The 25,923-nt window shown below is 69.3% G+C and carries 22 protein-coding genes; 13 read left to right on the top strand and 9 right to left on the bottom strand.

Features of this window, described 5'->3' with window-relative positions:
• The first annotated feature begins 60 nt into the window (after positions 1 to 60).
• Positions 61 to 759: a 4Fe-4S dicluster domain-containing protein gene (locus SLNSH_RS08005; protein WP_106336159.1), complete on the top strand. Its 699-nt coding sequence runs from the start codon at positions 61 to 63 to the stop codon at positions 757 to 759.
• Between the two features lie 183 nt (positions 760 to 942).
• Positions 943 to 2,541, top strand: a complete 1,599-nt coding sequence (locus SLNSH_RS08000; RefSeq protein WP_106336158.1) for an alpha-glucosidase — start codon at positions 943 to 945, stop codon at positions 2,539 to 2,541.
• Between the two features lie 19 nt (positions 2,542 to 2,560).
• Here the strand turns inward: SLNSH_RS08000 and SLNSH_RS07995 are convergent, their stop codons facing one another.
• A complete protein-coding gene (locus tag SLNSH_RS07995; RefSeq protein WP_146140218.1) occupies positions 2,561 to 3,442 on the bottom strand; it encodes a helix-turn-helix transcriptional regulator in 882 nt (293 codons plus the stop codon).
• A gap of 611 nt (positions 3,443 to 4,053) precedes the next feature.
• On the opposite strand from SLNSH_RS07995, the gene SLNSH_RS07990 reads away from it, so the two are divergent.
• From SLNSH_RS07990 to SLNSH_RS07975, 4 genes are all read left to right on the top strand, one after another.
• Positions 4,054 to 5,181 (top strand): sugar ABC transporter substrate-binding protein, encoded by a 1,128-nt coding sequence (locus SLNSH_RS07990; protein ID WP_106336156.1) that lies wholly within the window; start codon positions 4,054 to 4,056, stop codon positions 5,179 to 5,181.
• A gap of 68 nt (positions 5,182 to 5,249) precedes the next feature.
• Positions 5,250 to 6,782, top strand: coding sequence for a sugar ABC transporter ATP-binding protein (locus SLNSH_RS07985; protein WP_106336155.1), 1,533 nt, complete (start codon positions 5,250 to 5,252; stop codon positions 6,780 to 6,782).
• Positions 6,775 to 7,878, top strand: a complete 1,104-nt coding sequence (locus tag SLNSH_RS07980) for an ABC transporter permease (RefSeq protein ID WP_106336154.1) — start codon at positions 6,775 to 6,777, stop codon at positions 7,876 to 7,878. Before SLNSH_RS07985 ends, SLNSH_RS07980 begins: the two co-directional genes overlap by 8 nt.
• Positions 7,875 to 8,834 carry an ABC transporter permease gene (locus SLNSH_RS07975; protein ID WP_106336153.1) on the top strand — a complete coding sequence of 320 codons (960 nt, stop codon included), beginning with the start codon at positions 7,875 to 7,877 and terminating at the stop codon, positions 8,832 to 8,834. The genes SLNSH_RS07980 and SLNSH_RS07975 overlap by 4 nt, the downstream gene beginning before the upstream one ends.
• A gap of 225 nt (positions 8,835 to 9,059) precedes the next feature.
• Here SLNSH_RS07975 and SLNSH_RS07970 read toward each other — a convergent pair whose 3' ends face one another.
• The 6 genes from SLNSH_RS07970 to SLNSH_RS07945 form a co-directional block, all read right to left on the bottom strand.
• Positions 9,060 to 9,488: a RidA family protein gene (locus SLNSH_RS07970; protein WP_425352985.1), complete on the bottom strand. Its 429-nt coding sequence runs from the start codon at positions 9,486 to 9,488 to the stop codon at positions 9,060 to 9,062.
• Positions 9,489 to 9,493: 5 nt separating this feature from the next.
• Positions 9,494 to 11,155, bottom strand: a complete 1,662-nt coding sequence (locus SLNSH_RS07965) for a benzoate-CoA ligase family protein (protein ID WP_106336152.1) — start codon at positions 11,153 to 11,155, stop codon at positions 9,494 to 9,496.
• Positions 11,156 to 11,348: 193 nt separating this feature from the next.
• Positions 11,349 to 12,542 (bottom strand): acyl-CoA dehydrogenase family protein, encoded by a 1,194-nt coding sequence (locus SLNSH_RS07960; RefSeq protein ID WP_106336151.1) that lies wholly within the window; start codon positions 12,540 to 12,542, stop codon positions 11,349 to 11,351.
• Between the two features lies 1 nt (position 12,543).
• Complete coding sequence (locus SLNSH_RS07955) at positions 12,544 to 13,374, bottom strand: enoyl-CoA hydratase family protein (protein WP_106336150.1); 831 nt, start codon at positions 13,372 to 13,374, stop codon at positions 12,544 to 12,546.
• The gene (locus SLNSH_RS07950; protein WP_196240222.1) at positions 13,371 to 13,868 is read right to left on the bottom strand and encodes a MarR family winged helix-turn-helix transcriptional regulator; all 498 of its coding nucleotides are present in this window, start codon (positions 13,866 to 13,868) and stop codon (positions 13,371 to 13,373) included. The genes SLNSH_RS07955 and SLNSH_RS07950 overlap by 4 nt, the downstream gene beginning before the upstream one ends.
• Before the next feature lie 12 nt (positions 13,869 to 13,880).
• Positions 13,881 to 14,645: an SDR family NAD(P)-dependent oxidoreductase gene (locus SLNSH_RS07945; RefSeq protein ID WP_106336149.1), complete on the bottom strand. Its 765-nt coding sequence runs from the start codon at positions 14,643 to 14,645 to the stop codon at positions 13,881 to 13,883.
• A 318-nt stretch (positions 14,646 to 14,963) separates the two neighbouring features.
• On the opposite strand from SLNSH_RS07945, the gene SLNSH_RS07940 reads away from it, so the two are divergent.
• The 6 genes from SLNSH_RS07940 to SLNSH_RS07915 all read left to right on the top strand — a co-directional run bounded on the left by SLNSH_RS07940 (position 14,964) and on the right by SLNSH_RS07915 (position 20,291).
• Positions 14,964 to 16,139: an ABC transporter substrate-binding protein gene (locus SLNSH_RS07940; protein ID WP_106336148.1), complete on the top strand. Its 1,176-nt coding sequence runs from the start codon at positions 14,964 to 14,966 to the stop codon at positions 16,137 to 16,139.
• Positions 16,140 to 16,440: 301 nt separating this feature from the next.
• Entirely contained in the window at positions 16,441 to 17,367 is a 927-nt protein-coding gene (locus SLNSH_RS07935) for a branched-chain amino acid ABC transporter permease (protein WP_106336147.1), read from the top strand.
• Positions 17,364 to 18,368 (top strand): branched-chain amino acid ABC transporter permease, encoded by a 1,005-nt coding sequence (locus SLNSH_RS07930; protein WP_106336146.1) that lies wholly within the window; start codon positions 17,364 to 17,366, stop codon positions 18,366 to 18,368. Before SLNSH_RS07935 ends, SLNSH_RS07930 begins: the two co-directional genes overlap by 4 nt.
• Positions 18,361 to 19,113, top strand: a complete 753-nt coding sequence (locus tag SLNSH_RS07925; RefSeq protein WP_106336145.1) for an ABC transporter ATP-binding protein — start codon at positions 18,361 to 18,363, stop codon at positions 19,111 to 19,113. The genes SLNSH_RS07930 and SLNSH_RS07925 overlap by 8 nt, the downstream gene beginning before the upstream one ends.
• Positions 19,113 to 19,811, top strand: coding sequence for an ABC transporter ATP-binding protein (locus SLNSH_RS07920; RefSeq protein WP_106336144.1), 699 nt, complete (start codon positions 19,113 to 19,115; stop codon positions 19,809 to 19,811). The genes SLNSH_RS07925 and SLNSH_RS07920 overlap by 1 nt, the downstream gene beginning before the upstream one ends.
• A 21-nt stretch (positions 19,812 to 19,832) precedes the next feature.
• Positions 19,833 to 20,291, top strand: coding sequence for a cupin domain-containing protein (locus SLNSH_RS07915; protein WP_106336143.1), 459 nt, complete (start codon positions 19,833 to 19,835; stop codon positions 20,289 to 20,291).
• Positions 20,292 to 20,547: 256 nt separating this feature from the next.
• Here SLNSH_RS07915 and SLNSH_RS07910 read toward each other — a convergent pair whose 3' ends face one another.
• Both SLNSH_RS07910 and SLNSH_RS07905 read right to left on the bottom strand, forming a co-directional pair.
• Positions 20,548 to 21,795: a flavin-dependent oxidoreductase gene (locus SLNSH_RS07910; RefSeq protein ID WP_106336142.1), complete on the bottom strand. Its 1,248-nt coding sequence runs from the start codon at positions 21,793 to 21,795 to the stop codon at positions 20,548 to 20,550.
• A 38-nt stretch (positions 21,796 to 21,833) separates the two neighbouring features.
• A complete protein-coding gene (locus SLNSH_RS07905) occupies positions 21,834 to 24,191 on the bottom strand; it encodes a bifunctional salicylyl-CoA 5-hydroxylase/oxidoreductase (RefSeq protein ID WP_106336141.1) in 2,358 nt (785 codons plus the stop codon).
• A gap of 387 nt (positions 24,192 to 24,578) precedes the next feature.
• Here SLNSH_RS07905 and SLNSH_RS07900 point away from each other — a divergent pair, with 387 nt between their 5' ends.
• A complete protein-coding gene (locus SLNSH_RS07900) occupies positions 24,579 to 25,868 on the top strand; it encodes a cystathionine gamma-synthase family protein (RefSeq protein WP_106336140.1) in 1,290 nt (429 codons plus the stop codon).
• Positions 25,869 to 25,923 lie beyond the last annotated feature (55 nt).

Raw genomic sequence — 25,923 nt, 5'->3', positions numbered from 1 at the left:
ACCCGTCCAGGGCGGTGACTGGCTATGGCGGGGATGGGAGCGGATGCGGGGCGGCGGCTCATGAATCGTCAGGATTGCCTGGAGCGCCTGCGCGAGGCGGCGGCCGCGGAAGGGCTCGCGTATCGCGGCGCCTTCGCGCCAAGGCCGACGGACAGCGTGCCGGACGCGCGTCCTGGCCAGCCAACCGGGACGTTGGCGCTGTTCGGGTTCGCCGGGCGGGACGGGTTCAGCCGTTTCGCCCAGTCACCGGAGTTTGCGGACGGCCTCCCGCATCCGCTGGATCGGTGGTCGCGCCGGGTTGTCGAAGCGTTGGCCGCCGACGCCGGGGGCAAGGCGCTTTTTCCGTTCGGCGGGCCTCCCTACCATCCCTTCCAGCGCTGGGCCGCGCGGGCGGAGGATGTCAGGCCTTCACCCCTCGGCCTTTTCATCCACCCCGTCTGGGGCCTTTGGCACAGCTATCGAGGCGCCGTCGCGCTTGTCGAACGCATCAAGGCTCCGCAACCGCTGCGGGCGGCGGCGTCCTCCTGCGACGTCTGCGCAGCCAAGCCCTGCCTGAGCGCCTGCCCGGTGGGCGCGTATTCAGAGGCCGGCTTCGCCGTCGATCGCTGCGCCGCTCACCTGGGGACGCCGGAGGGCCGCGCCTGCATGGAGGGGGGGTGTCTTGCGCGGCGGACGTGCCCCGTGGGGGCCCATCATGCGCACGATCCGCAGCATGCGGCCTTCACCATGCGGGCCTTCAAGGCGGCGCATCCCGCCTGAACGGAGTCTTGTGGCGCCCGCCACATCCAAGCGCTCCGCTCTGTCGTACTTCTTGTGGACAAAGTAAGGCGAAGTCGTTCAGGCGCCATTCATGCCGAAGGGGCACATTGCGCAGGGCGAGAACTTCGCTTCAACATACCCCTCTGCTCGGAAACCCATTCGGGCAGCGACTCAGGACATGCCATGAACGGCAAAGATTGGTGGCGCGGCGCCTCCATCTACCAGATTTATCCGCGCAGCTTCCTTGACACGAATGGTGACGGCGTTGGCGACCTGAAGGGCGCGACGCAGATGCTCGACCACGTCGCCTGGCTGGGGGTGGACGCGGTGTGGCTGTCGCCCTTCTACGTGTCGCCGATGCGGGACTTCGGCTACGACGTCTCCGACCACACGGCGGTCGACCCGCTGTTCGGGACCGGCGAGGATGCGGAGCGCTTCATCGCGCGGGCGCACGAACTCGGCCTCAAGGTGATGCTGGACTTCGTCGCCGGTCACACGTCCGACCAGCATCCGTGGTTCGTCAGCAGCCGCTCGCAGCGCGACGGCCCTCATGCGGACTGGTATCACTGGGCCGATCCGCAGCCGGACGGGACGCCTCCCAACAATTGGCTGTCGGTGTTCAGCGGCCCGGCCTGGGCCTGGGAGCCGCGCCGGCGGCAGTATTACCTGCATCACTTCCTGGCGCAGCAGCCCTCGCTCGACACGAGCAATCCTGCCGTGCAGGACGCGCTGCTCGGTATCGCGCGCTTCTGGCTCGATCGCGGCGTGGACGGCCTGCGCCTCGACGCCATTGACTTCCTGGCGCACGACCCACTGTTGCGCAGCAATCCCGCCTCGGGAATCGACCCGGACCAGGCGCCCGCCAAGCTGTTCGCCATGCAGAAGCATGACAACGACATGCTGCATCCCGGCCGCATGAACTTCCTGCAGCGCCTTCGAGAGGTTGCGGACGCCTATGGCGCGGTGCTGCTGGGCGAGGTCTCCAGCCAGCCGGGCGCCTTCGAGCGCATCGCCGAGTACACGGGGCCGGTCGGGCCGCTGCAAACGGCCTACACACTGGCCCCCATGCGCGGCGCTTTCGACCGCGCCGCGGCCGAGGGTTTTGCGCGGGAGGCGGCGCGCGCCGATTCATCGCCCTGCTGGGCCTTCAGCAACCATGACACGACGCGGGTGGCCTCGCGGTGGTGCCTGACCGAGGGACGCGTCGACCGGCGCAAGCTGGAGCTTGTGGCGGCGCTGCAGATGGCGCTTCGGGGGCAGGTCTGCGTGTACCAGGGCGAGGAGCTTGGGCTCACGGACGCCGAGCTGGATCTGGAGCACCTGCGCGACCCGTTCGGCATCGCGTACTGGCCCGAGTTCAAGGGCCGCGACGGGTCGCGGACGCCGATGCCCTGGCGTCCCGGAGACGCCGGGCTCGGGTTCACCGCGGGCAAGCCGTGGCTGCCTCTCGGCGACGGCCACGCGGCCCTGACCGTCGAGGCGCAGAAGGAAGACTGGCGCAGCTTCCTCAATCGCTTCCAGGACCTGCTGCAGTGGCGGCGCAACACGCCGGAGATCCGGCTGGGCGACCTCAGGCCGCTGGCGTTGCCGGAGCCCCTTGTCGGCTTCGAACGCAGCTATGAGGGGCGCCGCACCTTATGCGTGTTCAATCTCTCTGACGCCAGGGCCAGCCTGGACCTGCAGGACGGACGCGGGCCGATCGCGCTCGACGCGTGGGATTATCGGCTGCTCAGCGGCTCCGCCGCCATCGCCAAGCCTCGCGGGCGCCAGGCCGTCGCCTGAACGTCGCGTGGCGGACCCGTCAGGGGGACCGCCGCAGGCTCCTGGATGGAGGTTCGCCGTAGCGCTGCGCATAGAGCGCGCTGAACTTGCCGAGGTGATTGAAGCCTGCCTCGAACGCGGCTTCCGTCACCGTGGCGCAGCGGCCGGACAGGAGAAGTTCGCGGGCCAGCGCCAGCCGGCGCTGGCGGATGTAGTCGGCGGGGCCGTAGCCCGCCTCGCGCCGGAACAGGTCCTGCAGGAGCCGGAGGCTCACGCCCGAGGCCGCAGCCACATCGGCCAGCAACATGGGTTCGCCGAGCCTCTCGTGGATATAGTCCTTTGCGCGCCTCAGCGCGGGATGGCTGCCGCTGAGCGAGCGAGGAACGGGAGCGACAGCCGCGCCCAGTGCGGAGGCGGCGCGCAGGGTGAGATTTTCCTGCTGCACCTGCTCGTAGCGCGTCCGGAAGGGCCCCGGCGCCGGGCGAGGCTCTTCGAACACCTCCAGGGCCAACGCTCTCAGCTGTCGCATTCCCGGCAGATCCGTTCTCAGGGCCGCGACTCTGAGCGCAGTTGGAACGTCCGCGTCGACGTCGAGAAGCCGCAACGCTGCGGCCAGGCGCTCCCCGTCCAGTCGGACCACCAGTTCGCTGTAGCCCGCCGAGGGCGCAAACTGGGCGCGCTCCGCTACCGTGAAGCAGCCGGCGTCCTCGGCCCGAAAACGACGTGTCGCGCTCCCGCTGCTCAGGACCGTGCAGCCCCGCAAGGGGAAGAAGAGCACAGGTACGACCTGGCCCTCAATGTCGAAGACAGCGTCCGTCTCCCATGTTCGCGACAGGTGCGTCTGGAGCAGCGCCTGCGACCTGTAGCGCAGGCGGAAACCGGGGCTAAGGGCTGCGATGGCGCGAACGCGACTCGTGCGCATCCGCAACTGGTGAAGCGCCTCGTCGGGCGAGGCGTAATCCACATCCTGCGGGCTGACCTCGGGCGCCAGGGCTGGCGCCAGGTCCCATTCCGATCGCGTTTGGCCCGGCTTCGAGATCTCACGCTCCCCGCGATCCGTAGATCCACTTATGCTTGTCCCCAAGCCGTAACATTCTAAACACCGTAACGCTTCTCATCAACGCACGTCTTGCGCCTTCGGGATAGGATCTGCGCCTTCGGGATAGCAGCGACTCGCGCCGGACCGGCACATTGCGCACGTTGCCGGCGATCCGGCAGCGCCATCCAGCATGGGTCAGGAGCTCCCACCCGCGAGAGTGCTGGATGGTCCCGGCCATGGAGCCCGTCGGGCTTCGCGTCGCGGGCGTCGCGGCTTCCGGGCCGCGCGCCCGCGAGCGATCTTCGCAAAATAGCCAGGGGCTGCGGTCGCCGCACTGCGCGCCGCCGGCGTATCGCCCCTGCCTCGCGCGTAAACCTGGAAATCTTGCCAAGCTCCAGGACTCGGCGCCATCCTCCACTCCGGCGCGATTTGGCCGGGGCCTCCCATGCGAGGGCTCCGAGACCGCAAAGAGACGCCATCTGGGAGGACTATTCATGACCGCTCTCCGCGTGTCCGGCGTCGCGCTCGCCGGCCTTCTCCTGTCTTCCGTCGTCGCCTTCGCAGGTCCCAAGGTCGTGAACGGACCTGGAGCCGATCCGCAGTGCTTCAAGCCCTGGACCGAAAAGACCAAGTACCTGCAGTGGGACAAGAAGCCCGGGCCCTACCGGATCGCCGTGGTCAACGGGTTCGTCGGCAACACCTGGCGCATCCAGATGATCAAGACCGCCAAGGCCTACTCGGAGCAGCCTGGCGTCAAGGAGAACATCAAGGACTTCAAGGTCGTCTCGACCGGCACGGACGTCGCCGCCCAGCTCGGAGCCATCGAGGACTTCATCAACCAGGGCTATGACGCGATCATCACGCTCGCCGTGTCGCCCGAGGGCTTCGACCGCGTGATCCGGCTCGCCGACAAGAACAACGTCGTGATCGTGCCCTTCGACAACATCCTCGACACCGACAAGGTGATGCAGGTGAACGAGGACCAGAAGGAGATGGGCCGCATGTCGGCCAAGTGGCTCCTCGACAAGATGGGCAAGAAGGAAGGCAAGGTGCTCGAGGTGCGCGGCTTGCCCGGCAACTCGGTTGACCGCGATCGCCACCTCGGCTTCCGCGAGGTCATGGAGGCGCCCGGCAACAAGTTCCAGATCGTCGAGGTGGTCGGCAACTGGGACGACGGCACGGCGCAGAAGGCGACCGCCGACGCGATCGCGGTGCACGGCCACTTCGACGGCGTGTTCACGCAGGGCGGCTCGACGGGCTCCGTGCGCGCCATGATGGACGCCAAGCATCCCTTCGTGCCCATGGCGGGCGAGGGTGAGAATGGTTATCGCAAGCTGATCGCGCAGCATACCAAGGATGGTCTGCAAGGGTTGAGCTATGGTCAGTCCGCCGGTCTGGTCGCGATTGCGACGAAGGCGGCGATCTCGGCCCTCCAGGGCAATCCGATGCCACAGCTCATCTCGATCCCGATTCCGGTGGCGACTTCGGATACGCTGAAAGACGGAGTTAACTACTGGTCGAACCTGACCGATAACTTCTTCACTCCGAATGACTTCCCGCCGTGTGGGGTCACCATCACGGCCACGGAGATCATGGCCAAGGACGAGAAGAACACCCAGTAACTTGGCCGCGCGGCCGGGCCCCAAGCCCGGCCGCATTCGTTTCCGCAGTCACCCCGGAGCAGGGCCGGATGCCGGACCCGATCGCCGACCCCTTTCTCACCCTCTCCGGCGTGACGAAGCGCTATGGCGGCGTGCGCGCCCTGGAGGGCGTCGACTTCGCCTGCTCGCGTGGGAAGATCCACGCGATCCTGGGCGAGAACGGCGCGGGCAAGTCCACGCTGATCAAGATCATGTCCGGCGTCGTGGCGCCCGACGAGGGCGTGATGCGCGTCGAGCGGCGGGAGGTCAGCTTCGCCAGCCCGGCCGAGGCGAACGGCGCCGGGGTGGTGTGCATCTTCCAGGAGCTGTCGCTGCTGCCGGACCTCTCGGTCGCGGACAACATCTGCGTGTCCACCCCGCCGCGGCGGTTCGGGCTCATCGACAAGGGCGCGCAGCGGCGCCGGGCGGAGGAGCTGCTCGCAGCCATCGGGTGCGAGGACGTCAACCCTCGTTCCCGGGTGCGTGACCTGCCGCTCTCGCGGCGCCAGATGGTGGAGATCGCCAAGGCGCTCGGGAAAAACCCGAAGCTGCTCATCCTCGACGAGGCGACCTCGGCGCTCACCAGCGCTGACGTGGAGCGCGTCTACGACGTGCTGGGGCGGCTGCGCCGGCAGGATGTCGCGATCCTCTACATTTCCCATCGCATGCACGAGATCGAGGCGCTGGCCGACGTGGCGTCCGTGTTCCGCAACGGGCGGCACATCGAGACCTTCGCAAAGGGCGCGCGCAGCAACGCCGCCATCGTGCAGATGATGATCGGGCGCGAGATTTCCTCCCAGTACCCGCCCAAGCCGGAGCGGCCGCGGCCGGCGCCCATGCTGGAGGTGCGCGGCCTGAGCTGGGAGGGTCGTCTCCGCGACATCTCGCTCGACGTGGGCGCGGGCGAGATCGTGGGGCTGGGTGGCCTGGACGGGCAGGGGCAGAAGGAGCTGCTGCTCGCGCTGTTTGGCGTATTGCGCGGCGTGAAGGGCGAGATCCGGGTCGGCGGCAAGGCCGTTTCGCCGCGCTCGCCGGCGGACGCCAAGGCGGCCGACGTGGGGATTGCGCTGGTGCCGGAGGACCGCAAGACCGAAGGCCTGATGCTGCCCATGACGGTGGCCGAGAACCTCGCCGCCGCGTCCCTGGGGCGGTTCGCGTCAGGCCCGTTCATCGACAGGAAGGCCGAAGACATCGCGGTGGGCGAGGCCATCCGCGAGCTGCAGATCAAGGTTGGCTCGCCGGAGGACCCGGTCTGGACCCTCTCCGGCGGCAACCAGCAGAAGGTGGTGATCGCCAAGTGGCTGATGACGAAGCCGCGGGTGATCCTGCTCAACGACCCGACGCGCGGCATCGACGTGGGCACCAAGCAGGAGATTTACCGCCTGCTGCGGCGCATGGCGGACGAGGGCGCGGCGATCCTGTTCTATTCGACCGACTACGACGAGCTGATCGGCTGCTGCGACCGGGTCGCGATCCTTTACGACGGCGCGGTCGTGCGCGAGCTCGAGGGCGCCGCCATCACCGAAACCGCCATCGTGGCGAGCTCCCTCAACATCGACGCGGAGGCGCCGGCGCATGTCTGACCAGGTCCTGCCGGCGGACGCGGCGCCGGCCGCCCCGAGATCCGGGCGGCGACGGGGAGGGGACTGGCTTCTCGTCCTGCGCCAGAACGGTAGCCTCCTCTTCGCCATCGCCCTCTTCGCGCTGCTCTATCTCGGCTACCACCTCGCGCACCCCCGCGGGTTCACCACGCAGGTGCTGGTTCAGAACGCCAACGAGGCGTTCACGCTGGCGATGGTGGCCATGGCGCAGACCATCCCGGTTCTGCTGGGCGGGCTCGACCTGTCGGTCGGTGCAGTGATGACCATGGTGAACTGCATCGCCAGCCACCTGGTGATCGGCTCGCCGGGGCAGATCGCGCTCGGCATCCTGGCCTGCCTCGCCTCCGGCGCGCTGGCCGGCTTCGTGAACGGCTGCGTCGTCGTCTACGGGCGCATCCCGCCCATCATCGCCACGCTGGCCACGGCGGCCATCGCCATTGGCGTCGCGCTGCTGCTGCGGCCGACGCCGGGCGGCAAGCTGGACGAGGACCTCAACTGGGCCATGACCAACTCGGTGGCCGATTTCGCCGAGACCTTCGGGCTCGCGGACGGCGGCAAGGCGCCGTGGCTGGCGCCCGTGGCCTGGCTGCCGGTGCCGGTCGTGCTGCTCGTGCTGGTGGTCGTGCTGGTGTGGCTGCCGTTCCGACGCACCGTGACGGGGCGAACCATCTACGCCATCGGCTCGTCCGAGAGCGCCGCCTACATGTCCGGCTTGCCCCTGAACCGGGCCAAGATCGCGGCTTTCACACTGGCCGGGTTCTTCGCCGGGGTCGGCGGGCTCTTCCTCGCCATCCAGACCTCGTCCGGCAACGCGGACCTGCCGCAGGCCGGGGCCTATACGCTGAACTCGATCGCCTCCGTGGTGATCGGGGGGACCTCGCTGGTGGGCGGCTCGGGCGGGCCGGTGGGCTCCATCTTCGGCACGCTGGTGCTGCGGGTGATCTCGTTCGGCTTCCGGGTCTTCGACATTCCGCCGCTGCTACAGCCGCTGTTCGAGGGGCTGGTGCTGCTGGCCGCCGTGAGCTTGGGGGCCGCGCGGGCGCTCAGGGTACGAAACACGCTGGATCTCTTCCGATGACCGCTCTCCGGCTCGCCCTCAGGGCTGACGACCGCCCCATCCTGATCGCCGGGGCCTCCATCGTGCTGATCCTGCTGGCCGGGACGGCCTACACGATGGCGACCCAGGGGACGGCCACGCTGCTCTCGCCCAATTACCTGCTGCAGCAACTGCAGGTGGGCGCCTTCCTGGGCATCGTCTCCGCCGGGATGATGGTCGTTATCCTGCTCGGGCACATCGACCTCTCCGTCTCCTGGACCCTCACCGCGGCGGCCATGATGGCGACGGCGGTCGGCGGGCCCTGGGCGATCCCGGTCGGGGTCGGCGTCGGGCTCGCGGCGGGTCTCGCGAACGGGCTGGGCGTGGGTTACCTCCGGGTGCCGTCCATGATCTTCACGCTCGGCATGGACGCCGTGCTGCGCGGCCTCATGGTGGCGCACACGGGCGGCTTCGCCCCGCAGACGGCGGCGACCGATCTCATGCGGGCGCTGGGCGCGGAGCGGACGGCGGGCGTGCCCAATGCGCTGTTCGTCTGGGCCGCCGTGTCCGTGCTGATTGTGCTCGTCCTCAAGCGCACGGTGCTGGGGCGCGCCATCTACGCCATCGGCAACCGCGAGCAGGCCGCCTATCTGTCGGGCATGCCGACGCGTCGCGTGATCCTCGCGGCCTTCATGATCTCGGGAGCCTGCGCGGGCCTCGCGGGGGTGCTGCTCGCGGGCTATTCCACCAAGGCCTACCAGGGCATGGGCGTGCCCTACGTTCTGCCCGCCATCGCGGCCGTGGTGATCGGCGGCGCCAACATCCTGGGCGGCAGCGGGCGCTACGCCGGGACGGTGGTGGGCGTGGTGCTGATCGTGCTGCTGAACAGCGTGCTGTCGATCATGCAGATGCCGGAGGCCGGTCGACAGATCATCTACGGCGCCGTGATCATCGCCATGCTGCTCGCGTACCGGGGCGGGAAGCTGGCGCACACGTGAGGGGAGCGTCATCCCCGGCCGGAGCCGCGGAGCGGCGGAGGGGGAGTCGATCCAGGGCAGCGAGCGCCTTACCCCTGGATCCCCTTCCCGGCGCTTCGCGTCGCCGGGGATGGAGTCTCGATCTCAACCGGCTGCCTCATCCTGCGGCGCCGCTGCGCGACGACCCTCGGGTCGAGCCTGAGGGCAGGCTCCTCTTCCTCCATTGGAGGGTGGGCGACTGCGGCGCTAGTCCGGAACGACGGCGGTCGCCTCGATCTCCACCAGCGCAGCGGGCTCGACCAGGCGCACCACCTGAACGAGAGCCATGGCCGGGTAGTGCGGGCCCATGACGTCGCGGTAGGCGGCGCCGAGGGGCTTCAGATGGGCCAGGTAGGCGTCCATGTCGGTCACGTACCAGGTGAGGCGCACGAGGTGGCGCGGCTCGGCGCCGCCGCTCGCCAGAATGGCGCGGATGTTCTCCAGGGCCTGCCGGGCCTGGGCGACGATGCCCTCCGGGAAACGTTCGTCGGCGTCCCAGCCGACCACGCCGCCGGTGACCAGCAGGGCGCCGCGGGCCAGCATGCCGTTGGCGTAGCCGCGCGGGCGCGGCCAGCCCTCCGGCAGCAGCGGGCGGGGGAGGCCGGCTTCGGCCCGCGGAGGGCGCATCTCGTTCATGGCGGTCACGCGGAAAGGGACATGGGGGCTGCCTCGGACGGGGCGCCTTCGGCGAGGGCCTGGGCGCGCAGGGCGAAGCGCTGCAGCTTGCCTGTCTCGGTGCGGGGCAGCCTGTCCACGAACACGATCGAGCGCGGGTACTTGTAGGGCGCGATGTCGGCCTTCACGAACTCCTGCAACTCGCTCGCCATCACCGGGTTGGCGGCGGCGGGGTCGCGGAGCACCACATACGCGCGCACGACCATGCCGCGGTCGGGATCGGGCGCGCCGACCACGCCGCATTCGGCCACGGCCGGATGGGCGAGCAGCGACGCCTCCACCTCCGGTCCGGCGATGTTGTAGCCGGCGGAGATGATCATGTCGTCCGTACGGGCCTGGTAGACGAAGTAGCCGTCCTCCGTCTGCAGGAAGGTGTCGCCGGTGACGTTCCAGCCGTGCTGGACGTAGTTGCGTTGGCGCTCGTCAGCGAGATAGCGGCAGCCGGTGGGCCCGCGCACGGCGAGGCGGCCGGGCGTTCCGCGCGGGACCTCACGGCCCTCGTCGTCGACGATGCGGGCCTCGTAGCCGGGCACGACCGTGCCGGTGGAGCCGGCGCGGACCTTCTCGTAGGGCGCGCCGATGAAGATGTGCAGCATCTCGGTGGCGCCGATGCCATCCATCATGCTGACGCCGGTCGCCGTCTTCCAGGCCTCGAAGGTGGCGGCGGGCAGCGTCTCGCCGGCCGATACGCAGCGGCGCAGGCTGGAGATGTCGCGGCCAGTCAGCTTGCCGAGCAGGGCGCGGTAGGCGGTGGGGGCGGTGAAGCAGATCGTGGCGCGGAAGCGCTCGATCGCGGCCAGGAGGTCGTCCGGGGCCGCCTTCTCCAGGATCACCGCGGAGGCGCCGACGCGCAGGGGGAAGAGCACGAGGCCGCCGAGGCCGAAGGTGAAGGCCAGCGGCGGAGAGCCTATGAAGACGTCGTCCGCGGTAGGCTTCAGCACCTGGCGGCCATAGGCGTCGCAGATCGCCAGCAGGTCGCGGTGGTTGTGCATGGTGCCCTTGGGTTCGCCGGTGGTGCCGGAGGTGAAGCCGATGAGACAGCAATCCTCCGCGGCGGTATCCACGGCCTCGAAGTCCGGGGAGGCCTGGGCCATGAGGCTTTCCAGGGACCCCGGCGCGCCGTCGCCCCAGGTGACGATTCGCCGGAGGTCCGGCGCGAGCGCCTGGGCGGCCTGGAGGTCCGCCACGAGGCGGGCGTCGCACAGAGCGAGGCCGATTTTCGCCTTGGCGATGGGATAGGCCAGTTCCTTGGCCCGCAGCAGCGGCATGGTGGCGACGACGACGCCGCCTGCCTTCAGAATGGCGAGGTAGGCCGCCACCAGCATCGGCGCGTTGGCGGAGCGCAGCAGCACGCGGGCGCCCGGCACGAGGCCGAGGTCCTTCACCAGCACGTTGGCGATGCGGTTCACGCGCTCGGCGAGCTCGCCGTAGGACCAGGAGCCCACCAGGGCGTGGATGCAGGGCCGGTCGCCGTGGCCTTTCGCCACCCAGGAGTCGAGCAGCTCCGTCACGGCGTTCAGCCGCTCCGGGTATTGCAACTCCGGCAGGGTGAACAGGAAGTCCGGCTGCAGCTCCGCCCGGGGCAGGTTGTCCCGGGTGAACGTGTCGACATGCGCTGAACGAGCCATTGGGGGACCCTCGCTCCTGCTCAGAATGGGGACCGTCGGTAGGCAAACGAGGCCGTCATCTCCGGCCGGAGCGGCGAAGCCGCGGAGGGGAAGGGGAACCACGGGCCGCTTCGAGCCCCTTCCCCTCGATCCCCTTCCCGTCGCTGCGCGACCCCGGGGATGACGGCGCACTCACGACGTGTGCTTCGATCCGTCATGGCCCAGTCCTGCCGTGGTTCGCCGCGCGCGCCTTCAGGATCTCGCGGGCGATGATGAGTTTCTGCACCTCGGTGGCGCCTTCGTAGATGCGCAGCGCCCTGATCTCGCGGTAGAGCCGCTCCACGATGGAGCCCGACTTCACGCCGAGCCCGCCAAACAGCTGGACGGCCTTGTCGATCACCGACTGGGCGTTCTCGGTAGCCGTCATCTTGGCCATGGCGGCTTCGCGGGTGATGCGGGCGGCGCCCTGATCCCGGGTCCAGGCGGCGCGGTAGACCAGGAGGGCGGCGGCGTCGACGTCGGTCGCCATCTCGGCCAGGGCGGCCTGGGCGAGCGGCAGGTCGCCCATGGGGGCGCCGAACAGCTTGCGCGTGAGCGCCCTGTCGAGCGCTTCGTCGAGGGCGCGGCGGGCGAAGCCCAGGGCGGCGGCGCCGACCGTCGAGCGGAACACATCGAGCGTCGCCATGGCGACCTTGAAGCCCTCGCCGGGGCCGCCGAGGCGGTTGGAGACGGGCACGCGGCAGCCTTCGAAGGACAAGCGCGCCAAAGGGTGGGGCGAAATTACGTCGATGCGCTCGGCGATCCGCAGGCCGGGCGTGTCCGCCGGCACGATAAAGGCGCTGATGCCCCTCGCGCCCGGCGCCTCGCCGGTGCGAGCGAAGACCACGTAGACATCCGCGATACCGCCGTTGGAGACCCAAGTCTTCTCGCCGTCGAGGCGGACGTGGTCAGGTCCGTCCGGCGCCGCCGCGCAGGCCATGGCGGCGACGTCCGAGCCGGCCTCCGTTTCGGACAGGGCGAAGGCCGGCAAGGCGCGACCGGCGGCGACCTCGGGCAGCCAGCGTCGCTTCTGCTCCTCCGTCCCGAACAGGACAATGGGGCCCGAGCCCAGGCCCTGCATAGCGAAGGCGAAGTCCGCCAGGCCATCGTGCCAGGCCAGCGTCTCGCGGGAGAGGCACAGCGTGCGCAGGTCATAGCCGCCGCCCTCGCCACCGAATGCGGCGGGCGCAACGGCTTTCAACCAGCCGGCCCGGCCGAGTTCGGCCACGAGCCTGCGGCAGGAGCCGTCCACGTCGTGGTGGTCGACCAGCGAGGGCAGGGCGTCGCGGGCCCAGGCGTCGAGGGCGCCGGCCCGCTCCCCGTGGCTGGGCTCGAAGAAGGGCCAGGCGAGGGCGGAGCGGTCGGGCATGTCAGTCGCCCTCGAAGACGGGTTTCTGCCTGGCGGCGAAGGCCCGGTAGGCGCGGCCGAAGTCCTCCGTCTGCATGCACAGCGCCTGGGCCACGGCTTCCGCCTCGACGGCGTCGTCGACGCTCATGGCCCACTCCATGTGAAGCATGCGCTTGGTCATCGCGTGGGCGAAGGTCGGACCGGCGGCGATCTCGTCCGCCATGGCGAGGGCGTCGGCCAGCACCGACTCAGGCGCGCAGAGGCGGTTGAAGAATCCCCAGCGCTCGGCCTCCTCGCCGGGCAGGGCGCGGCCCGTGTAGAGCAGCTCGGAGGCGCGACCCTGGCCGATGATGCGGGGCAGGATGGCGCAGGCGCCCATGTCGCAGCCGGCGAGGCCGACGCGGTTGAACAGGAAGGCCACCTTGGCGCGCGCCGTGCCGAAGCGCAGGTCAGACGCCATCGCGACAATGGCGCCGGCGCCGGCGCAGACGCCGTCGATCGCGGCCACGATGGGCTGCGGGCAGGCGCGCATGGCCTTCACCAGCTCGCCGGTCATGCGGGTGAACCTGAGCAGGCCGACCGTGTCCATGGCGATCAGCGGGCCGATGATCTCGTGCACGTCCCCGCCGGAGGAGAAGTTACCGCCCGCGCCGGTCACAACCATAGCCTTGACCGCCTCATCCCGGGCGAGCACCCGGAACAGGTCGCAGAGTTCCGCATAGGATTCAAAGGTCAGCGGGTTCTTCTTCTCAGGGCAATTCAAGGTGACGACGGCCGTCTTTCCCCTGACCTCGAAGCCGAAGTTGCGAGCCGCGTAGCCGCTCAGCGGCAGGGTCACAGGGTTGGCGCTCATCGGGCGGTCTCCTCGGCAAGGCCGGCGCGCACGGAGGCCTTCGCCTTGGCGAGCAGACGCATGAGATCGTTGATGTCGGTCTCGCCGAGGCCGGCGAAGAGGCGGGCCAGCCAATCCGCGTGCTCGGCCGCCATGGCGCGGAACTCGGCTCGTCCCTTCGAGGTCAGGCTGATGACCTGAACGCGCCGGTCGTGCTCCGCGGTGCGGCGGTCGAGGTCGCCGGAGGCGAGCAGCTTGTCGACGATGTGGGTGACATTGCCGTTGGACACCATCATGCGCCTGGACACGTCGGAGAGCGTCATGCCCTCGGGCGCGCGGTCGAGCTGGGCCATCAGGTCGAAGCGCGGCAGGGTGATGTCGAAGCGCTCGCGCAGCTTGGAGCGGATTTCGCCCTCGATGAGGTTGGCGCAGGTGAGTAGGCGAAGCCAGAGCCTCACCTCCGCCTCGTGGGCCGAGGGTTCTTCCAGCGCCTTGGTTTCCGCATCGAGCATCATGCGTCAGGCCTTTCAGGCGATCGTCTCGCCGCCGTCCACCACGATGGCTTGGCCGGTCACCGCCGCGGCGGCGTCCGAGACCAGCCACAGCACGGCGGCGGCGACCTCGTCGGGCTGCACGAGGCGGCCCATGGGCTTGCTGTTCTTGAACTCGGCCAGCATGTCGGCCGCCTCGCGGCCGAGCTTGGCAGCGCGCTGCTGCACCCCGCCGAGCACGAGCTCGGTTTCCGTGAAGCCGGGGCAGATGGCGTTGATCGTCACGCCCGTGCGGGCGTGCTCCAGCGCCAGGCAGCGGGTGAGCCCCAGCATGGCGTGCTTGGCGCTCCCATAGGCGCTCATGAAGGCGTAGCCCTTCAGGGCGGCCGTGGAGGCGATGTTGACGATGCGGCCGCGGCCGGTGGCGAGCATGCCGGGCAGGACGAGACGGACGGCCTCGGCGGGCGCCGCCACGTGCTGGGTCAGCATAGAGGCGAGGGCTGCCCCGTCGTCCTTCAGGAACGGGCCGGATGCCGCTGAACCGGCGTTGTTGACCAGGATGTCGACCTGACCGTCCGAGAGGACGTGCTCGAGCGCGCGCCGCAGGGCCGGGCCGTCGGTGATGTCGGCTGCACGTGCGGCGCTGGCGTCCCCAGCGTGGACGGCTTCGTCCAGCGAGACCTGGGAGCGGCCGAGAATGATCGTCTCAGCCCCCGCCCGAGTCAGCGCGCGGGCGATCGCCCGGCCGATGCCGCGGCTGCCGCCGGTGACGATCGCTCTGCGTCCGCTGCAGTCGCCCATAGGGATCCCCGCGCCAGATGTTTTAAGCTTAAAGCTATTGCGGGGCTGAGCGCAAGGCCGTGCGTGATGGCGGGAGTTGGATGAGCCTCAACCGTGATTGCGAGCGCAGCGCAGCAATTCACGGGCAGGCACCGCCTGGAGAGGCTCACGCACAGCGGCTCTGGATTGCTTTGTCGCTGCGCGCCTCGCAATGACGAGGAGGATATTTGAACCCTAAAATAATTTGCGCAGATCATTGGGGCGTGCCAACACTTAGGGCTGGAGCCCGGCAGGGCGGCCGTCCTAGCATGGCGCCCGAAAAAGGGGAGGGGTTGTGCAATGAGGCGTATCGCTCAAACAGTTTCGCTCGCCGCCAGCGTGGTTGCGCTGTCCGCGGCTGGCGCTTGGGCGCAGGAGCCGTTGAAGATCGGCCTGGTCACGGTGCTCACCGGCCCGCAGGCCGCGTTGGGGCAGCAGGTTCGGGACGGTTTCCAGCTCGCGATCAAGGATTTCGGCGGCAAGATGGGCGGCCGGCCGGTCGAGGTGGTGATCGTCGACGACGAACTGAAGCCGGACGTGGCCGTGTCCAAGGTCCGCACGCTGCTCGAGCGCGACAAGGTGGACTTCGTTGTCGGACCGGTGTTCTCCAACATCCTGCAGGCGATCTTCAAGCCGGTCACCGACAGCGGCACGATCCTGATCTCGCCCAACGCCGGCACGTCCAACTTCGCCGGCAAGCAGTGCAACGAGAACTTCTTCGTCTCGTCCTACCAGAACGACCAGCCGCACGAGGTCATGGGCAAGTACGCCCAGGACAAGGGCTACAAGCGCGCCTACCTGATGGCCCCCAACTACCAGGCCGGCAAGGATTCGCTGGCGGGCTTCAAGAAGCACTTCAAGGGCGAGATCGTCGACGAAGCCTACATCCCGCTCGGCCAGCTCGACTTCTCCTCCGAGCTCGCGAAGATTGCGGCCGCCAAGCCGGACGTGTTCTTCGCGTTCATGCCGGGCGGCATGGGGGTGAACCTCGTGAAGCAGTTCCGACAGGCGGGGCTCGCCGACAAGCTGCCGTTCTTCTCCGCCTTCACGGTGGACGAATCCACGCTGCCGGCCCAGCAGGACGCGGCGCTCGGCTTCTACGGCGGCATGACCTGGGCGCCGAACCTCGACAACCCGCAGAACAAGAAGTTCGTGCAGGAGTACGAGGCGGCCTACAACGCGGTGCCGGCTTCCTACGCGATGCAGGCCTATGACGCGGCCCAGATCATCAACAGCGCGCTGAAGGCCACGAACGGGAACACCGCCGACAAGGCGGCGCTGCGGGCGGCGATCAAGAAGGCCGATTTCCAGTCCCTGCGCGGCAAGTTCAAGTTCAACACCAACGGCTATCCCATCCAGGACTTCTACGTCGTGAAGGTCGCCAAGCGGCCGGACGGCAAGTTCCAGACGGAGATCGCCGAGAAGGTGTTCACGGACTACGGCGACACCCACGCGGCCGATTGCCCGCTGAAGTGACGGACGTTTGGCGTCCGTCATCCCCGGCCGGAGCGCCGCAGGCGCGGAGGGGGAGGGGATCCAGGGCGTCCGCGCTCTGCCCCTGGATCCCCTTCCCGGCGCTTCGCGCCGCCGGGGATGACGCGCCGTTAGGCCTGGATCATCGGGCCCGCCGCGTTGTGCTTCAGTCGTCATGGCCGGGCCTGTCCCGGCCATCCACGCGGGCGCCCCGGACGTGGATCCCCGGGACAAGCCCGGGGATGGCGGTTGAGAGTTCGCACCCAACCAAAGACCCGCATTTCGCGAGCGAGCACAGTTCTCGATGTCCATCACCCTCCTCACCATCCAGGTCCTGAACGGGCTCCAGCTCGGGCTGCTGCTGTTCCTGGTGGCGGCGGGGCTGACGCTGGTGTTCGGGGTGATGGACTTCATCAATCTCGCCCATGGCGTGCAGTACATGGTGGGCGCGTATCTGGCGGCTGCGCTGATCGCCTATACGGGCAGCTTCGCCCTCGGTCTCGTGCTGGCGCTCGTGGGCGCGCTGGCGATCGGGCTGGCGATGGAGGGGCTTATCTTCCGCCACCTCTACGCGCGCAGCCACCTGGACCAGGTGCTGGCGACCTTCGGGCTGATCCTCGTCCTCAACGAAACGGTGAAGATGATCTGGGGCGCGGCGCCGATCAGCGTGGCGGTGCCGGAGGCGCTGCAGGGCGCCGTGGCCATGGGCGAGGGCGTGCTCTACCCCGTGTACCGCTTCGCGATCATCCTGGCCGCGCTGGCGGTGGCGGGGCTGCTCTGGCTCCTCATCGAGAAGACCCGCATCGGCATGCTGGTGCGGGCAGGCGCCTCCAATGCGCCCATTGTCTCGGCGCTGGGCGTCGACATCAACCGGCTGTTCATGATCGTGTTCGCCTTCGGGGCCATGCTGGCCGGATTCGCCGGGGCGATGGCGGCGCCGATTCTCTCCGTCGAGCCCGGCATGGGCGACAGCGTGCTGATCCTGGCGTTCGTGGTGATCGTGATCGGCGGAATCGGCTCCATCCGCGGCGCCTTCGCGGCGGCGCTGATCGTGGGCCTGTTGGACACGCTGGGGCGGTCGTACTCCGTGGACCTCCTGCGTCTGTTCCTGCCCCCCGCGGCGGCTCGGGGCGTGGCGGGCGGGCTGTCCTCGGCGTTCATCTACATCCTCATGGCGGTCGTGCTGTTCTTCCGGCCCGAGGGGCTCATGCCGGCGCGGGGGCGCACATGAGCGCGGAAGCGACCGGCGCGGGCGCCGCGCCCCCGGCGCCGCGGCGCGCGTTGGCCCTGGACGGGGTCTCGCCGCTGGTGCTGCTGGCGCTGTTCGGGCTATTTCCGCTGGTCGCGATCGCCACGGGGCAGACCTACTGGCTGTCCCTGGTGAACCGCATCGTCATCATGGCGATCGCGGCGCTGTCGCTGGACCTTATCCTGGGCGTCGGCGGGCTGGTCAGCTTCGGCCACGCGGCTTTCGTTGGCATCGGGGCCTATACGGCCGGCATCATGGTGGACGGCGGTCGAGGGGACCTGCTGCTCGTCCTGCCCGTCGCGTTGGCGCTGGCGGCGGCCTTCGGCGCCTTCACGGGCGCAGCCTCGCTGCGCACCAAGGGCGTGGCCTTCATCATGATCACGCTGGCCTTCGGGCAGATGGCGTTCTTCTTCTCGCAGGCGCTCTACGCCTATGGTGGCGACGACGGGCTGACGCTGTTCGAGCGCTCAACCGTGGCAGGCTTCCCGGTGCTGGAGAACAAGGTCGCGTTCTTCTATGTGTCGCTTGGGTTCCTCGCGGCCGCCTACACGCTGGTGCGGGCCATCGTGGGCTCGCGCTTTGGCAGGGCGCTCCAAGGAGCTCGCGACAACCCGGTGCGGGTCGCCTCCTTCGGCTTCGACGTGTTCCGCATCCGGCTCGCGGCCTACGTGATGTCCGGCATGCTGGCCTCAGTGGCGGGAGTGCTGCTGGCCAACCAGGCGGAGTTCGTGAGCCCGGCCTACATGGCCTGGCAGCGCTCGGGCGAGTTGATCTTCATGATCATCATCGGCGGGCTGGGCTCGCTGTGGGGCGCGGTGCTGGGCGCAGCGGCCTTCCTGCTGCTGGAGGAAGCGCTGTCGGGCTTTTCCGAGCACTGGAAGCTCGCTTTCGGCGTCCTGATCGTCCTCTTCGTGCTGTTCACGCGCGGCGGCCTCGCCGACCTCTTGCGCCGCTTGACCAGTCGGGGAGGCGCCCGTGGCTGAGCCGATCGTCCGCATCGACGGGTTGCGCAAGTCCTTCGGGGCGCTGGCCGTCACCAACGACGTCGCCCTGGACGTCATGCCCGGCGAGTTGCATGCGCTGATCGGGCCGAATGGCGCAGGGAAAACCACGCTGATCCACCAGATCGCGGGCACGCTGCGGCCGGACGCCGGGCGCGTGCTGATCGACGGGGCCGACCTTACAGGCGCGCCGCCTGCGGCGCGGGCCCGGGCCGGGCTGGCGCGGACGTTCCAGATCACGTCCATCATCCCCTCGCTCGACGCGCTCGGGAACGTCGCGCTCGCGGCGCAAGCGCGGGCGAAGCGGCCGCTGCGGCTGTTCGGCCGGGTTGCGGCGGATGAGGCGCTCAACGGCGAGGCTCGGGCGGCGCTGGCCGCGGTGGGGCTGTCCACCCGTGCGGCGGTTCCGGCGGGCCGCCTGTCCCATGGCGAGAAGCGGGCGCTGGAGATCGCCATGGCGCTCGCGATGGGGCCGAAGGTCCTGCTGCTGGACGAACCCATGGCGGGCGTCGGCCGGGAGGAATCCGGCCGCATCGTCGAGCTGCTGCGCTCGCTGAAAGGGCGCTACGCGCTGCTGCTGGTGGAGCACGACATGGAGGCGGTGTTCTCCCTGGCCGACCGCATCAGCGTGCTGGTCTACGGCGAAGTCATCGCCAGCGGGACGCCGCAGGCGATCCGGTCGGACCCGGCCGTGCGTGCGGCATATCTGGGCGACGAGGCGGCCTGATGCTGGAAGTCCGCAACCTCCAGGCCGGCTACGGCGACGCCCAGGTGCTGTTCGGGGTCGACCTCACGGTCGGCCCGGGCGAAGTGGTGACGCTGCTCGGCCGCAACGGCATGGGCAAGACCACGACCGTGATGACCGTGATGGGCCTCATCAAGGCCCGGGGCGGCATGGTGCGCTTCGACGGCAGGGACCTGACGGCCGCGCCGCCATTCCGGCGGGCGCAGGCGGGACTCGGGCTCGTGCCAGAGGGCCGGCAGGTGTTCCCGACCCTCACGGTGGAAGAGAACCTCGTCGCCACGGCCGCCGATCGGTTCGGCAAGGCGCGGTGGTCGCTGGCGCGGGTCTACGCGTTCATGCCGCGCCTGCAGGAGCGCAGGGGCAACCGGGGCAACGAGCTCTCGGGCGGCGAGCAGCAGATGCTGGCGATCGGCCGTGCGCTGATGACAAATCCGAAGCTCATCATCCTGGACGAGGCCACCGAGGGGCTTGCGCCAATCATCCGGCAGGAGATCTGGACCTGCCTCGCAGCGCTGAAGGCCGAGGGGGAGGCCATCCTGGTGATCGACAAGCACGTCGACGCGCTGGCCCGCATCGCAGACCGACACGTGGTTCTTGAGAAGGGCCAAGTGGTCTGGTCCGGCGCCAACGCGGCGCTGCTGGCCGACGCCAGCGTGAAGGATCGTTATCTGCACCTCTGAAAACCCGAAGGGAGGGGACCCATGAAGCCGATGACCGCGGGCGTGACGCCGGCCGGGCAAGGGATGGACGGCATCGTCTGGAACATCCTGGGCCAGACCTATGTGCCCAAGCACCTGACCGAGAGCTCGTTCTCCTGGCACGCGACATTCCCGCCCGGGACCTTCGTGCCGCCGCACATCCATCCGACCCAGGACGAGTTCATCTACGTGCTCGAGGGCCGCTTCGACCTCGTGCTTGACGGCCAGGAGATGTCGGCGACGGCCGGCGACCTGATCCGCCTGCCGATGGGCATCCCGCACGGGATCTTCAACAAGTCGGACGGGGTCAACAAGTGCCTGTTCTGGGTGTCGCCCACTCGCCGGCTGTTCGACCTGTTCTGGGGCATCCACTCCATGGCCGATCAGAACCCGGCCGACGTGGTGGCGCTCTCCGCCAAGCACGAGGTGGACTTCCTGCCGCCTCCTCCCGAGGGGGCGTGAGGGTTGCCTCTCCCTCTCCCCGCGATGCCGGAGAGGGTCGGGATGAGGGCTGGTCCCATTTGGATCGATCTCGCCGCGCCTATCTCGCCGTCATCCCCGGCGGCGCGAAGCGCCGGGAAGGGGATCCAGGGCTGCTGTGCGAACCCCCTGGATCCCCTTCCCGACCTGCTGCGCAGGTCGCCGGGGATGACGGTGGAATGCACGTGGCCAGGGGCTCTGCGCCCTGAGGCCCTCAACCCTTAAAGGGGAGAGGGGTCTAGCCCGCCTTGCGGTTGAGCTGCTGCAGGGCGAAGCCGGCCGCGCCGGCGTAGCTCTTCACGATGGCCTCGCGCCGCGCGTAGTTCAGGACGCGCTCCACGTCGTCGAAGCCGTTGGGGGCGAGCGCCTCGACGGCGTCAATGACGCGCTCGGGGCCGCCCTGGCGGTTGATGGCGACGATCTCGGCCGTCTTGGGCAGGCGCTCGGCCTCGTACATCGCCAGGCCATGGCGCGGGTGCTCCGCTTTCGCGAGACAATCGGCCAGGCAGCGGGCGTCCAGGATGGCCTGGCTCGCGCCGTTGGAGCCCACCGGGTACATGGGGTGCGCGGCGTCGCCCAGCAGGGACACGCGGCCGTGCGTCCAGCGGGGCAGGGGGTCGCGGTCGCACATGGGGTATTCCCAGAACTGCGGCGTCGCCTTGACCAACCCTTCCACATCCACGCCCGGCACAGTGAAGCGGCGGGCGAAGGGCAGCACGTCCTCCAGGCGCCCCTGGGTGGACCACGTCTCCTTCGGCGGCGGCCGGTCCGGGTCGCCCAGGCGCACGTTCACCACCCAGTTGGTGAGGCGCGTATCCGGGCGCTCGCCCCTCCCGATGGGGTAGAGCACCAGCTTGGCCTGCATGCCGCCGGCGATGATCATGCTCTCGCCGTCGAGGAACTGCGGCCAGTCGATCGCGCCGCGCCACATGCGGACGCCCTGCCACTTGGGCGAGCCCTGGTTCGGGAAATAGCGGGCGCGCACGACCGAGTGGATGCCGTCGGCGCCCACCAGCACGTCGCCGCGGATCGTCTCGCCGTCCGCGCCGTAGCGGCTGTCAGCGAAGTGGGCAGTGACCCCGCCCTCGTCCTCGATGAAGCCGAGCAGGCGGCGCCCGGTGCGCACGGCGTCCGGGCCAAGGCGCTCGACCACGGCGTCGGCGATGACCTTCTGCAACCGCCCGCGGTGGATGGAGAACTGCGGGACCTTGAACCCGGCATAGGTCCCGCGCGGCTCTCGCCATACGGTCTGGCCGTAGCGGTTCATGTAGATCAATTCGCGGGTGCGGACGCCGACAGAGTCCAGCGCAGGCAGCAGGCCCAGCTGCTCGAGCTCGGCGATGGCGTGCGGCAGCGTGTTGATGCCGACGCCCACCTCGCGAATGGCCGAAGACTGCTCGAAGACGGTCGCCTTGATCCCGCGGCGGTGGAGCATCAGCGCCGCCGTGAGCCCGCCGATCCCGCCCCCTACGATGATGACGTGCATGCGAAAATTTCCCCCCCCCGGTTCCCGCCATCAAACGATCATTCCGCCGCGTCGCGCAACGGGCTCCCGTCGGTTTGCTGAACGCGATGGGACTTTGGCTTGGCCTTAAGCTTCAGGTCCACGAGGTCCGCCTTTTCGCGTGGCGTGTTGCGCTTCAGCTGTTCCCAGCCCGGGCGGTAGGGGTTGGGCGCGAAGGCGTCGGCGCCGTACCAGGCGGCCGCGCGCAGGGCGAAGGCGGGATCGGCCAGGTGCGGGCGGCCGAAGGCCACGAGGTCGGCGCGGCCGGCGGCCAGGATGGTGTTGGCCTGGTCGACGCTGGTGATGTTCCCGACCGCCATGGTGGCCACGCGCGCCTCGTTGCGGATCTGCTCGGCGAAGGGCGTCTGGAACATGCGGCCGTAGAAGGGGCGTGAAGCCGGGGAGGTCTGGCCGGTGGAGACGTCCACCAGGTCCGCGCCCGCCTGGGCGAAGGCTTCGGCGATGGCGACGGCGTCGTCGCCCGTGATCCCGCCCTCGATCCAGTCGGTGGCTGAGATGCGCACCGACATGGGCTTTCCGGCCGGCCAGGCTTCCCGCATCGCCGCGAACACCTCGAGCGGGTAGCGCAACCGGTTCTCCAGAGAGCCGCCATACTCATCGGTGCGCTGGTTGGTGACTGGGGACAGGAAGCTCGCCAGCAGGTAGCCGTGGGCGGCGTGGAGCTCAAGCATGTCGAAGCCGCAGGCCTCGCCGCGGCGGACCGCCGCGACGAACTGGTCGCGGACCTGGTCCATGTCGGCCCGGTCCATGGCCTTGGGCGTCCGGCTCTCGGGGTAATAGGGCAGGGGCGAGGGGGCCACGATGTCCCAGCCGCCGTCGGGCAGGGGCCTGTCCATGGCCTCCCACATCAGCCTCGTGCCGCCCTTGCGGCCGGCGTGGCCGAGCTGGAGGCAGACCTTCGCCGCCGAATGGGCATGGACGAAATCGACGATGCGGGTCCATGCGGCCTGCTGGGCGTCGTTCCACAAACCGGCGCAACCGGGGGTGATGCGCGCCTCCGGGGCCACGCAGGTCATCTCGGTGAAGATCAGGCCCGCCCCGCCCATGGCGCGCGAACCGTAGTGGACGAGGTGGAAGTCCCCGGGCAGGCCCTCCTGCGCGCTGTACATGCACATGGGGGACATCACGAGCCGGTTCGGAATCGTGAGCTCGCGGAGCCTGAAGGGCTGGAAGGCCGGGGCAACCGGCTCCGCCACGTTTACGGGCGTTCCGCTGCGGGCAAGGTTGGCGGCGAAGCTGCGGTCGACCGCGCGCACGAATTCGGGCGCCCGGAGCTCCAGGTTGTCGTAGGTGATCGACTTGGCGCGCGTCATGAGCCCGAAGGCGAACTGCACCGGGTCCATGTCGAGGAAGCGCTTCACGTGCTCGAACCACACGAGGCTGACGTCGGCGGCGTGCTGGGTCTTCTCGACCTCCTCGCGCCGGCCCGTCTCGAAGCGGCGGAGGGCCGGGGCGACCGCGCCGCGCTCGGCCAAGAGAGCCCGGTGGAGCGCGATCGAGTCCTCCATGGCGAGTTTGGTGCCGGAGCCGATGGAGAAGTGTGCGGTCGCCTTGGCGTCGCCGAGCAGGACGACGCGGTCGTCCATCGTCCAGCGGTCGTTGCGGATCATGGGGAATTGCCGCCACATCGACCGGTTGGCGATCAGCGGATGGCCCTGGAGCTCCTCGGCGAAGACGCGCTCCATGAAGGCGACGCTCTCGGCCTCGGTCAGGGCGCCGAGGCCCGCCTTGGCGAAGGTCTCCGGGTCTGTCTCCAGGACCCAGGTCGAGCGGTCGGCCTCGTACTGGTAGCAATGGGCGATGAAGACGCCCCACTCAGTCTCCTTGAAGAAGAACGAGAAGGCGTCGAAGGGGCGGGTCGAGCCCATCCAGGCGAAGCGGTTGGGCCGCAGGTCCACCTGCGTGCCGAAGTGGTCGCGATGCTGCTCGCGGAAGCGCGAGTTCACGCCGTCGGCCACCACCACGAGGTCGGCCTCGTCCGGGCCAGGGATCGCCTCGAGCTCCTGGCCGAAGCGGAGCGTGACGCCGAGCGCCCGGGCCCGCTCCTGCAGCAGCATCAGGAGGGTGCGGCGCGAGCAGCCGCAGAAGCCGTTGCCGCCGATGCGGTGCGTCTCGCCGCGGATATGGATGGCGATGTCGTCCCAATAGGCGAAGGCGTTCGTGATGGCCGCGTAGCTCTCCCGGTCGGCCTTCTCGAAATTGTCGAGCGTCTGGTCGGAGAACACGACGCCGAAGCCGAAGGTGTCGTCGGCGCGGTTGCGCTCGCTCACCGTAATCGCGGCCTGCGGGAAGGACTTGGCGGCCAGGATGGCGAAATAGAGCCCCGCGGGCCCGCCGCCGATGATGCTGATGCGCATGGTCCGCCTCCCGTCGCTGCTGCGACGGCCGGGGCGGACCCTTGGCGCGGTCCGCGCCGGGCCGCAAGATGATTTAAGCTTAAAATATTTTCGGGAGCAAGGCGGCTTTCGAACGCGTCGAGGGAAGCCGGTCGTGCCTCGCCGTCATCCCCGGCCGGAGCGGCGCAGCCGCGGAGGGGAAGGGGATCCAGGGCTGCAGAGCGCACCTGTGGATCTCCTTCCCGCGCCTGCGGCGCGCCGGGGATGACGGCCCCCGATTCAGCTCGTTATTGGGAGTACAGCGGCGAGCCATAAGGGAGCGCGCCCCTGGATTGCTTCGCTTCGCTCGCAAGCATGGTTGCGTGCTAGGCTGGCGCTCCGATCCCCTCCAAAACAGGACCGCACGTCGTGGCCGAGAAACGCTATCACAAGGACCGCCTGGGCAACCGCAAGCTCGCGCCCGAGACGCTGATGCTGGGCTACGGCTTCGACCCGGCGCTCTCCGAAGGCGCGGTGAAGCCGCCGGTGTTCCTGACGTCCACCTTCGTGTTCAAGTCGGCGGAGCACGGCAAGGAGTTCTTCGACTACGTCTCGGGCCGCAAGACTCTGCCGGCGGGGGAAACAGCGGGACTGGTCTATTCGCGCTTCAACCATCCCAACGCCGAGATCGTGGAGGACCGCCTCGCGGTGTTCGAAGGGACGGAAAAGGCGCTGCTGTTCTCCTCGGGCATGTCGGCGATCTCGACCGCCATCCTGGCCTACGCCCGGCCGGGCGACGTGATCCTCCACTCGCAGCCGCTCTATGGCGGCACGGAGACGCTGATCACCAAGACGCTGGCCAACTTCGGCATGAAGGCCGCGCCGCTCGGCGACGGGGTGGACGAGGCCGGCATGATGCAGGCCGCCGAAGCCGCCATGGCGCAGGGGCGCGTGCCGCTGATCTTCATCGAGACGCCGTCCAACCCGATGAACAGCCTGGTCGACGTCGCGGCCGTCCGACGGGTGGCGGAGGCGATCGGACAGAAGCAGGGCCAGCGGCCGCTGATCGCGTGCGACAACACGATGTTGGGGCCGGTTTTTCAGAAACCGATTCAGCAGGGCGCGGACCTGTCGCTCTACTCGCTGACGAAATACGTGGGCGGCCACTCCGACCTGATCGCCGGCGCGGCGCTGGGCGCGGAGGAGCACATCCGCCCGATCCGGCTGCTGCGCTCCGCCATCGGCACGCAGCTCGACCCGCACTCGTGCTGGATGCTGGGGCGCTCGCTGGAGACGCTGGTGCTGCGCATGCGGGCGGCCAGCCAGAACGCGAAGGCGGTGGCCGAATACCTCGCGGGCCACCCGGCCGTGAGCGCGGTGTATTTCCTGGGCTTCCTGCCCGAGGGCTCGCCGGCCCGGCGCACCTATGACGCCCAGTGCCTGGCGCCCGGCTCGACCTTCTCCTTCGACGTCAAGGGCGGTGAGGCGGAGGCATTCAAGGTGCTCAACGCCCTGCAGATCGTGAAGCTCGCGGTGAGCCTGGGCGGGACCGAGTCGCTCGCCTGCCACCCGGCCTCCACGACCCATTCCGGCGTGCCCAAGGAGGTCCGCGACCGCCTCGGCGTGAGCGACGCGACGATCCGGGTGTCCATCGGGGTGGAGAACCCGGACGACCTCATTGCCGACCTCGCGCAGGCGCTGGAGACGATCGCGGCCTGAACTCAACCAAGCCGGCCAGGCGACTGGCCGGCGTTCCCACCGGCCGGAGCGGCGT

Source organism: Alsobacter soli (assembly GCF_003004785.1).
Taxonomy (GTDB): domain Bacteria; phylum Pseudomonadota; class Alphaproteobacteria; order Rhizobiales; family Beijerinckiaceae; genus Alsobacter; species Alsobacter soli.
The sequence above is the reverse complement of the archived record's forward strand: the minus strand, read 5'-3'. Positions and strand labels throughout refer to the sequence as shown.

Bases quoted from the DNA above. Each gene is read 5' to 3' on its own strand.
- SLNSH_RS08005 (WP_106336159.1), top strand. From the start codon at position 61: ATGAATCGTCAGGATTGCCTGGAGCGCCTGCGCGAGGCGGCGGCCGCG.
- SLNSH_RS08000 (WP_106336158.1), top strand. From the start codon at position 943: ATGAACGGCAAAGATTGGTGGCGCGGCGCCTCCATCTACCAGATTTAT.
- SLNSH_RS07995 (WP_146140218.1), bottom strand. From the start codon at position 3,442: ATGCGCACGAGTCGCGTTCGCGCCATCGCAGCCCTTAGCCCCGGTTTC.
- SLNSH_RS07990 (WP_106336156.1), top strand. From the start codon at position 4,054: ATGACCGCTCTCCGCGTGTCCGGCGTCGCGCTCGCCGGCCTTCTCCTG.
- SLNSH_RS07985 (WP_106336155.1), top strand. From the start codon at position 5,250: ATGCCGGACCCGATCGCCGACCCCTTTCTCACCCTCTCCGGCGTGACG.
- SLNSH_RS07980 (WP_106336154.1), top strand. From the start codon at position 6,775: ATGTCTGACCAGGTCCTGCCGGCGGACGCGGCGCCGGCCGCCCCGAGA.
- SLNSH_RS07975 (WP_106336153.1), top strand. From the start codon at position 7,875: ATGACCGCTCTCCGGCTCGCCCTCAGGGCTGACGACCGCCCCATCCTG.
- SLNSH_RS07970 (WP_425352985.1), bottom strand. From the start codon at position 9,488: ATGAACGAGATGCGCCCTCCGCGGGCCGAAGCCGGCCTCCCCCGCCCG.
- SLNSH_RS07965 (WP_106336152.1), bottom strand. From the start codon at position 11,155: ATGGCTCGTTCAGCGCATGTCGACACGTTCACCCGGGACAACCTGCCC.
- SLNSH_RS07960 (WP_106336151.1), bottom strand. From the start codon at position 12,542: ATGCCCGACCGCTCCGCCCTCGCCTGGCCCTTCTTCGAGCCCAGCCAC.
- SLNSH_RS07955 (WP_106336150.1), bottom strand. From the start codon at position 13,374: ATGAGCGCCAACCCTGTGACCCTGCCGCTGAGCGGCTACGCGGCTCGC.
- SLNSH_RS07950 (WP_196240222.1), bottom strand. From the start codon at position 13,868: ATGATGCTCGATGCGGAAACCAAGGCGCTGGAAGAACCCTCGGCCCAC.
- SLNSH_RS07945 (WP_106336149.1), bottom strand. From the start codon at position 14,645: ATGGGCGACTGCAGCGGACGCAGAGCGATCGTCACCGGCGGCAGCCGC.
- SLNSH_RS07940 (WP_106336148.1), top strand. From the start codon at position 14,964: ATGAGGCGTATCGCTCAAACAGTTTCGCTCGCCGCCAGCGTGGTTGCG.
- SLNSH_RS07935 (WP_106336147.1), top strand. From the start codon at position 16,441: ATGTCCATCACCCTCCTCACCATCCAGGTCCTGAACGGGCTCCAGCTC.
- SLNSH_RS07930 (WP_106336146.1), top strand. From the start codon at position 17,364: ATGAGCGCGGAAGCGACCGGCGCGGGCGCCGCGCCCCCGGCGCCGCGG.
- SLNSH_RS07920 (WP_106336144.1), top strand. From the start codon at position 19,113: ATGCTGGAAGTCCGCAACCTCCAGGCCGGCTACGGCGACGCCCAGGTG.
- SLNSH_RS07915 (WP_106336143.1), top strand. From the start codon at position 19,833: ATGAAGCCGATGACCGCGGGCGTGACGCCGGCCGGGCAAGGGATGGAC.
- SLNSH_RS07910 (WP_106336142.1), bottom strand. From the start codon at position 21,795: ATGCACGTCATCATCGTAGGGGGCGGGATCGGCGGGCTCACGGCGGCG.
- SLNSH_RS07905 (WP_106336141.1), bottom strand. From the start codon at position 24,191: ATGCGCATCAGCATCATCGGCGGCGGGCCCGCGGGGCTCTATTTCGCC.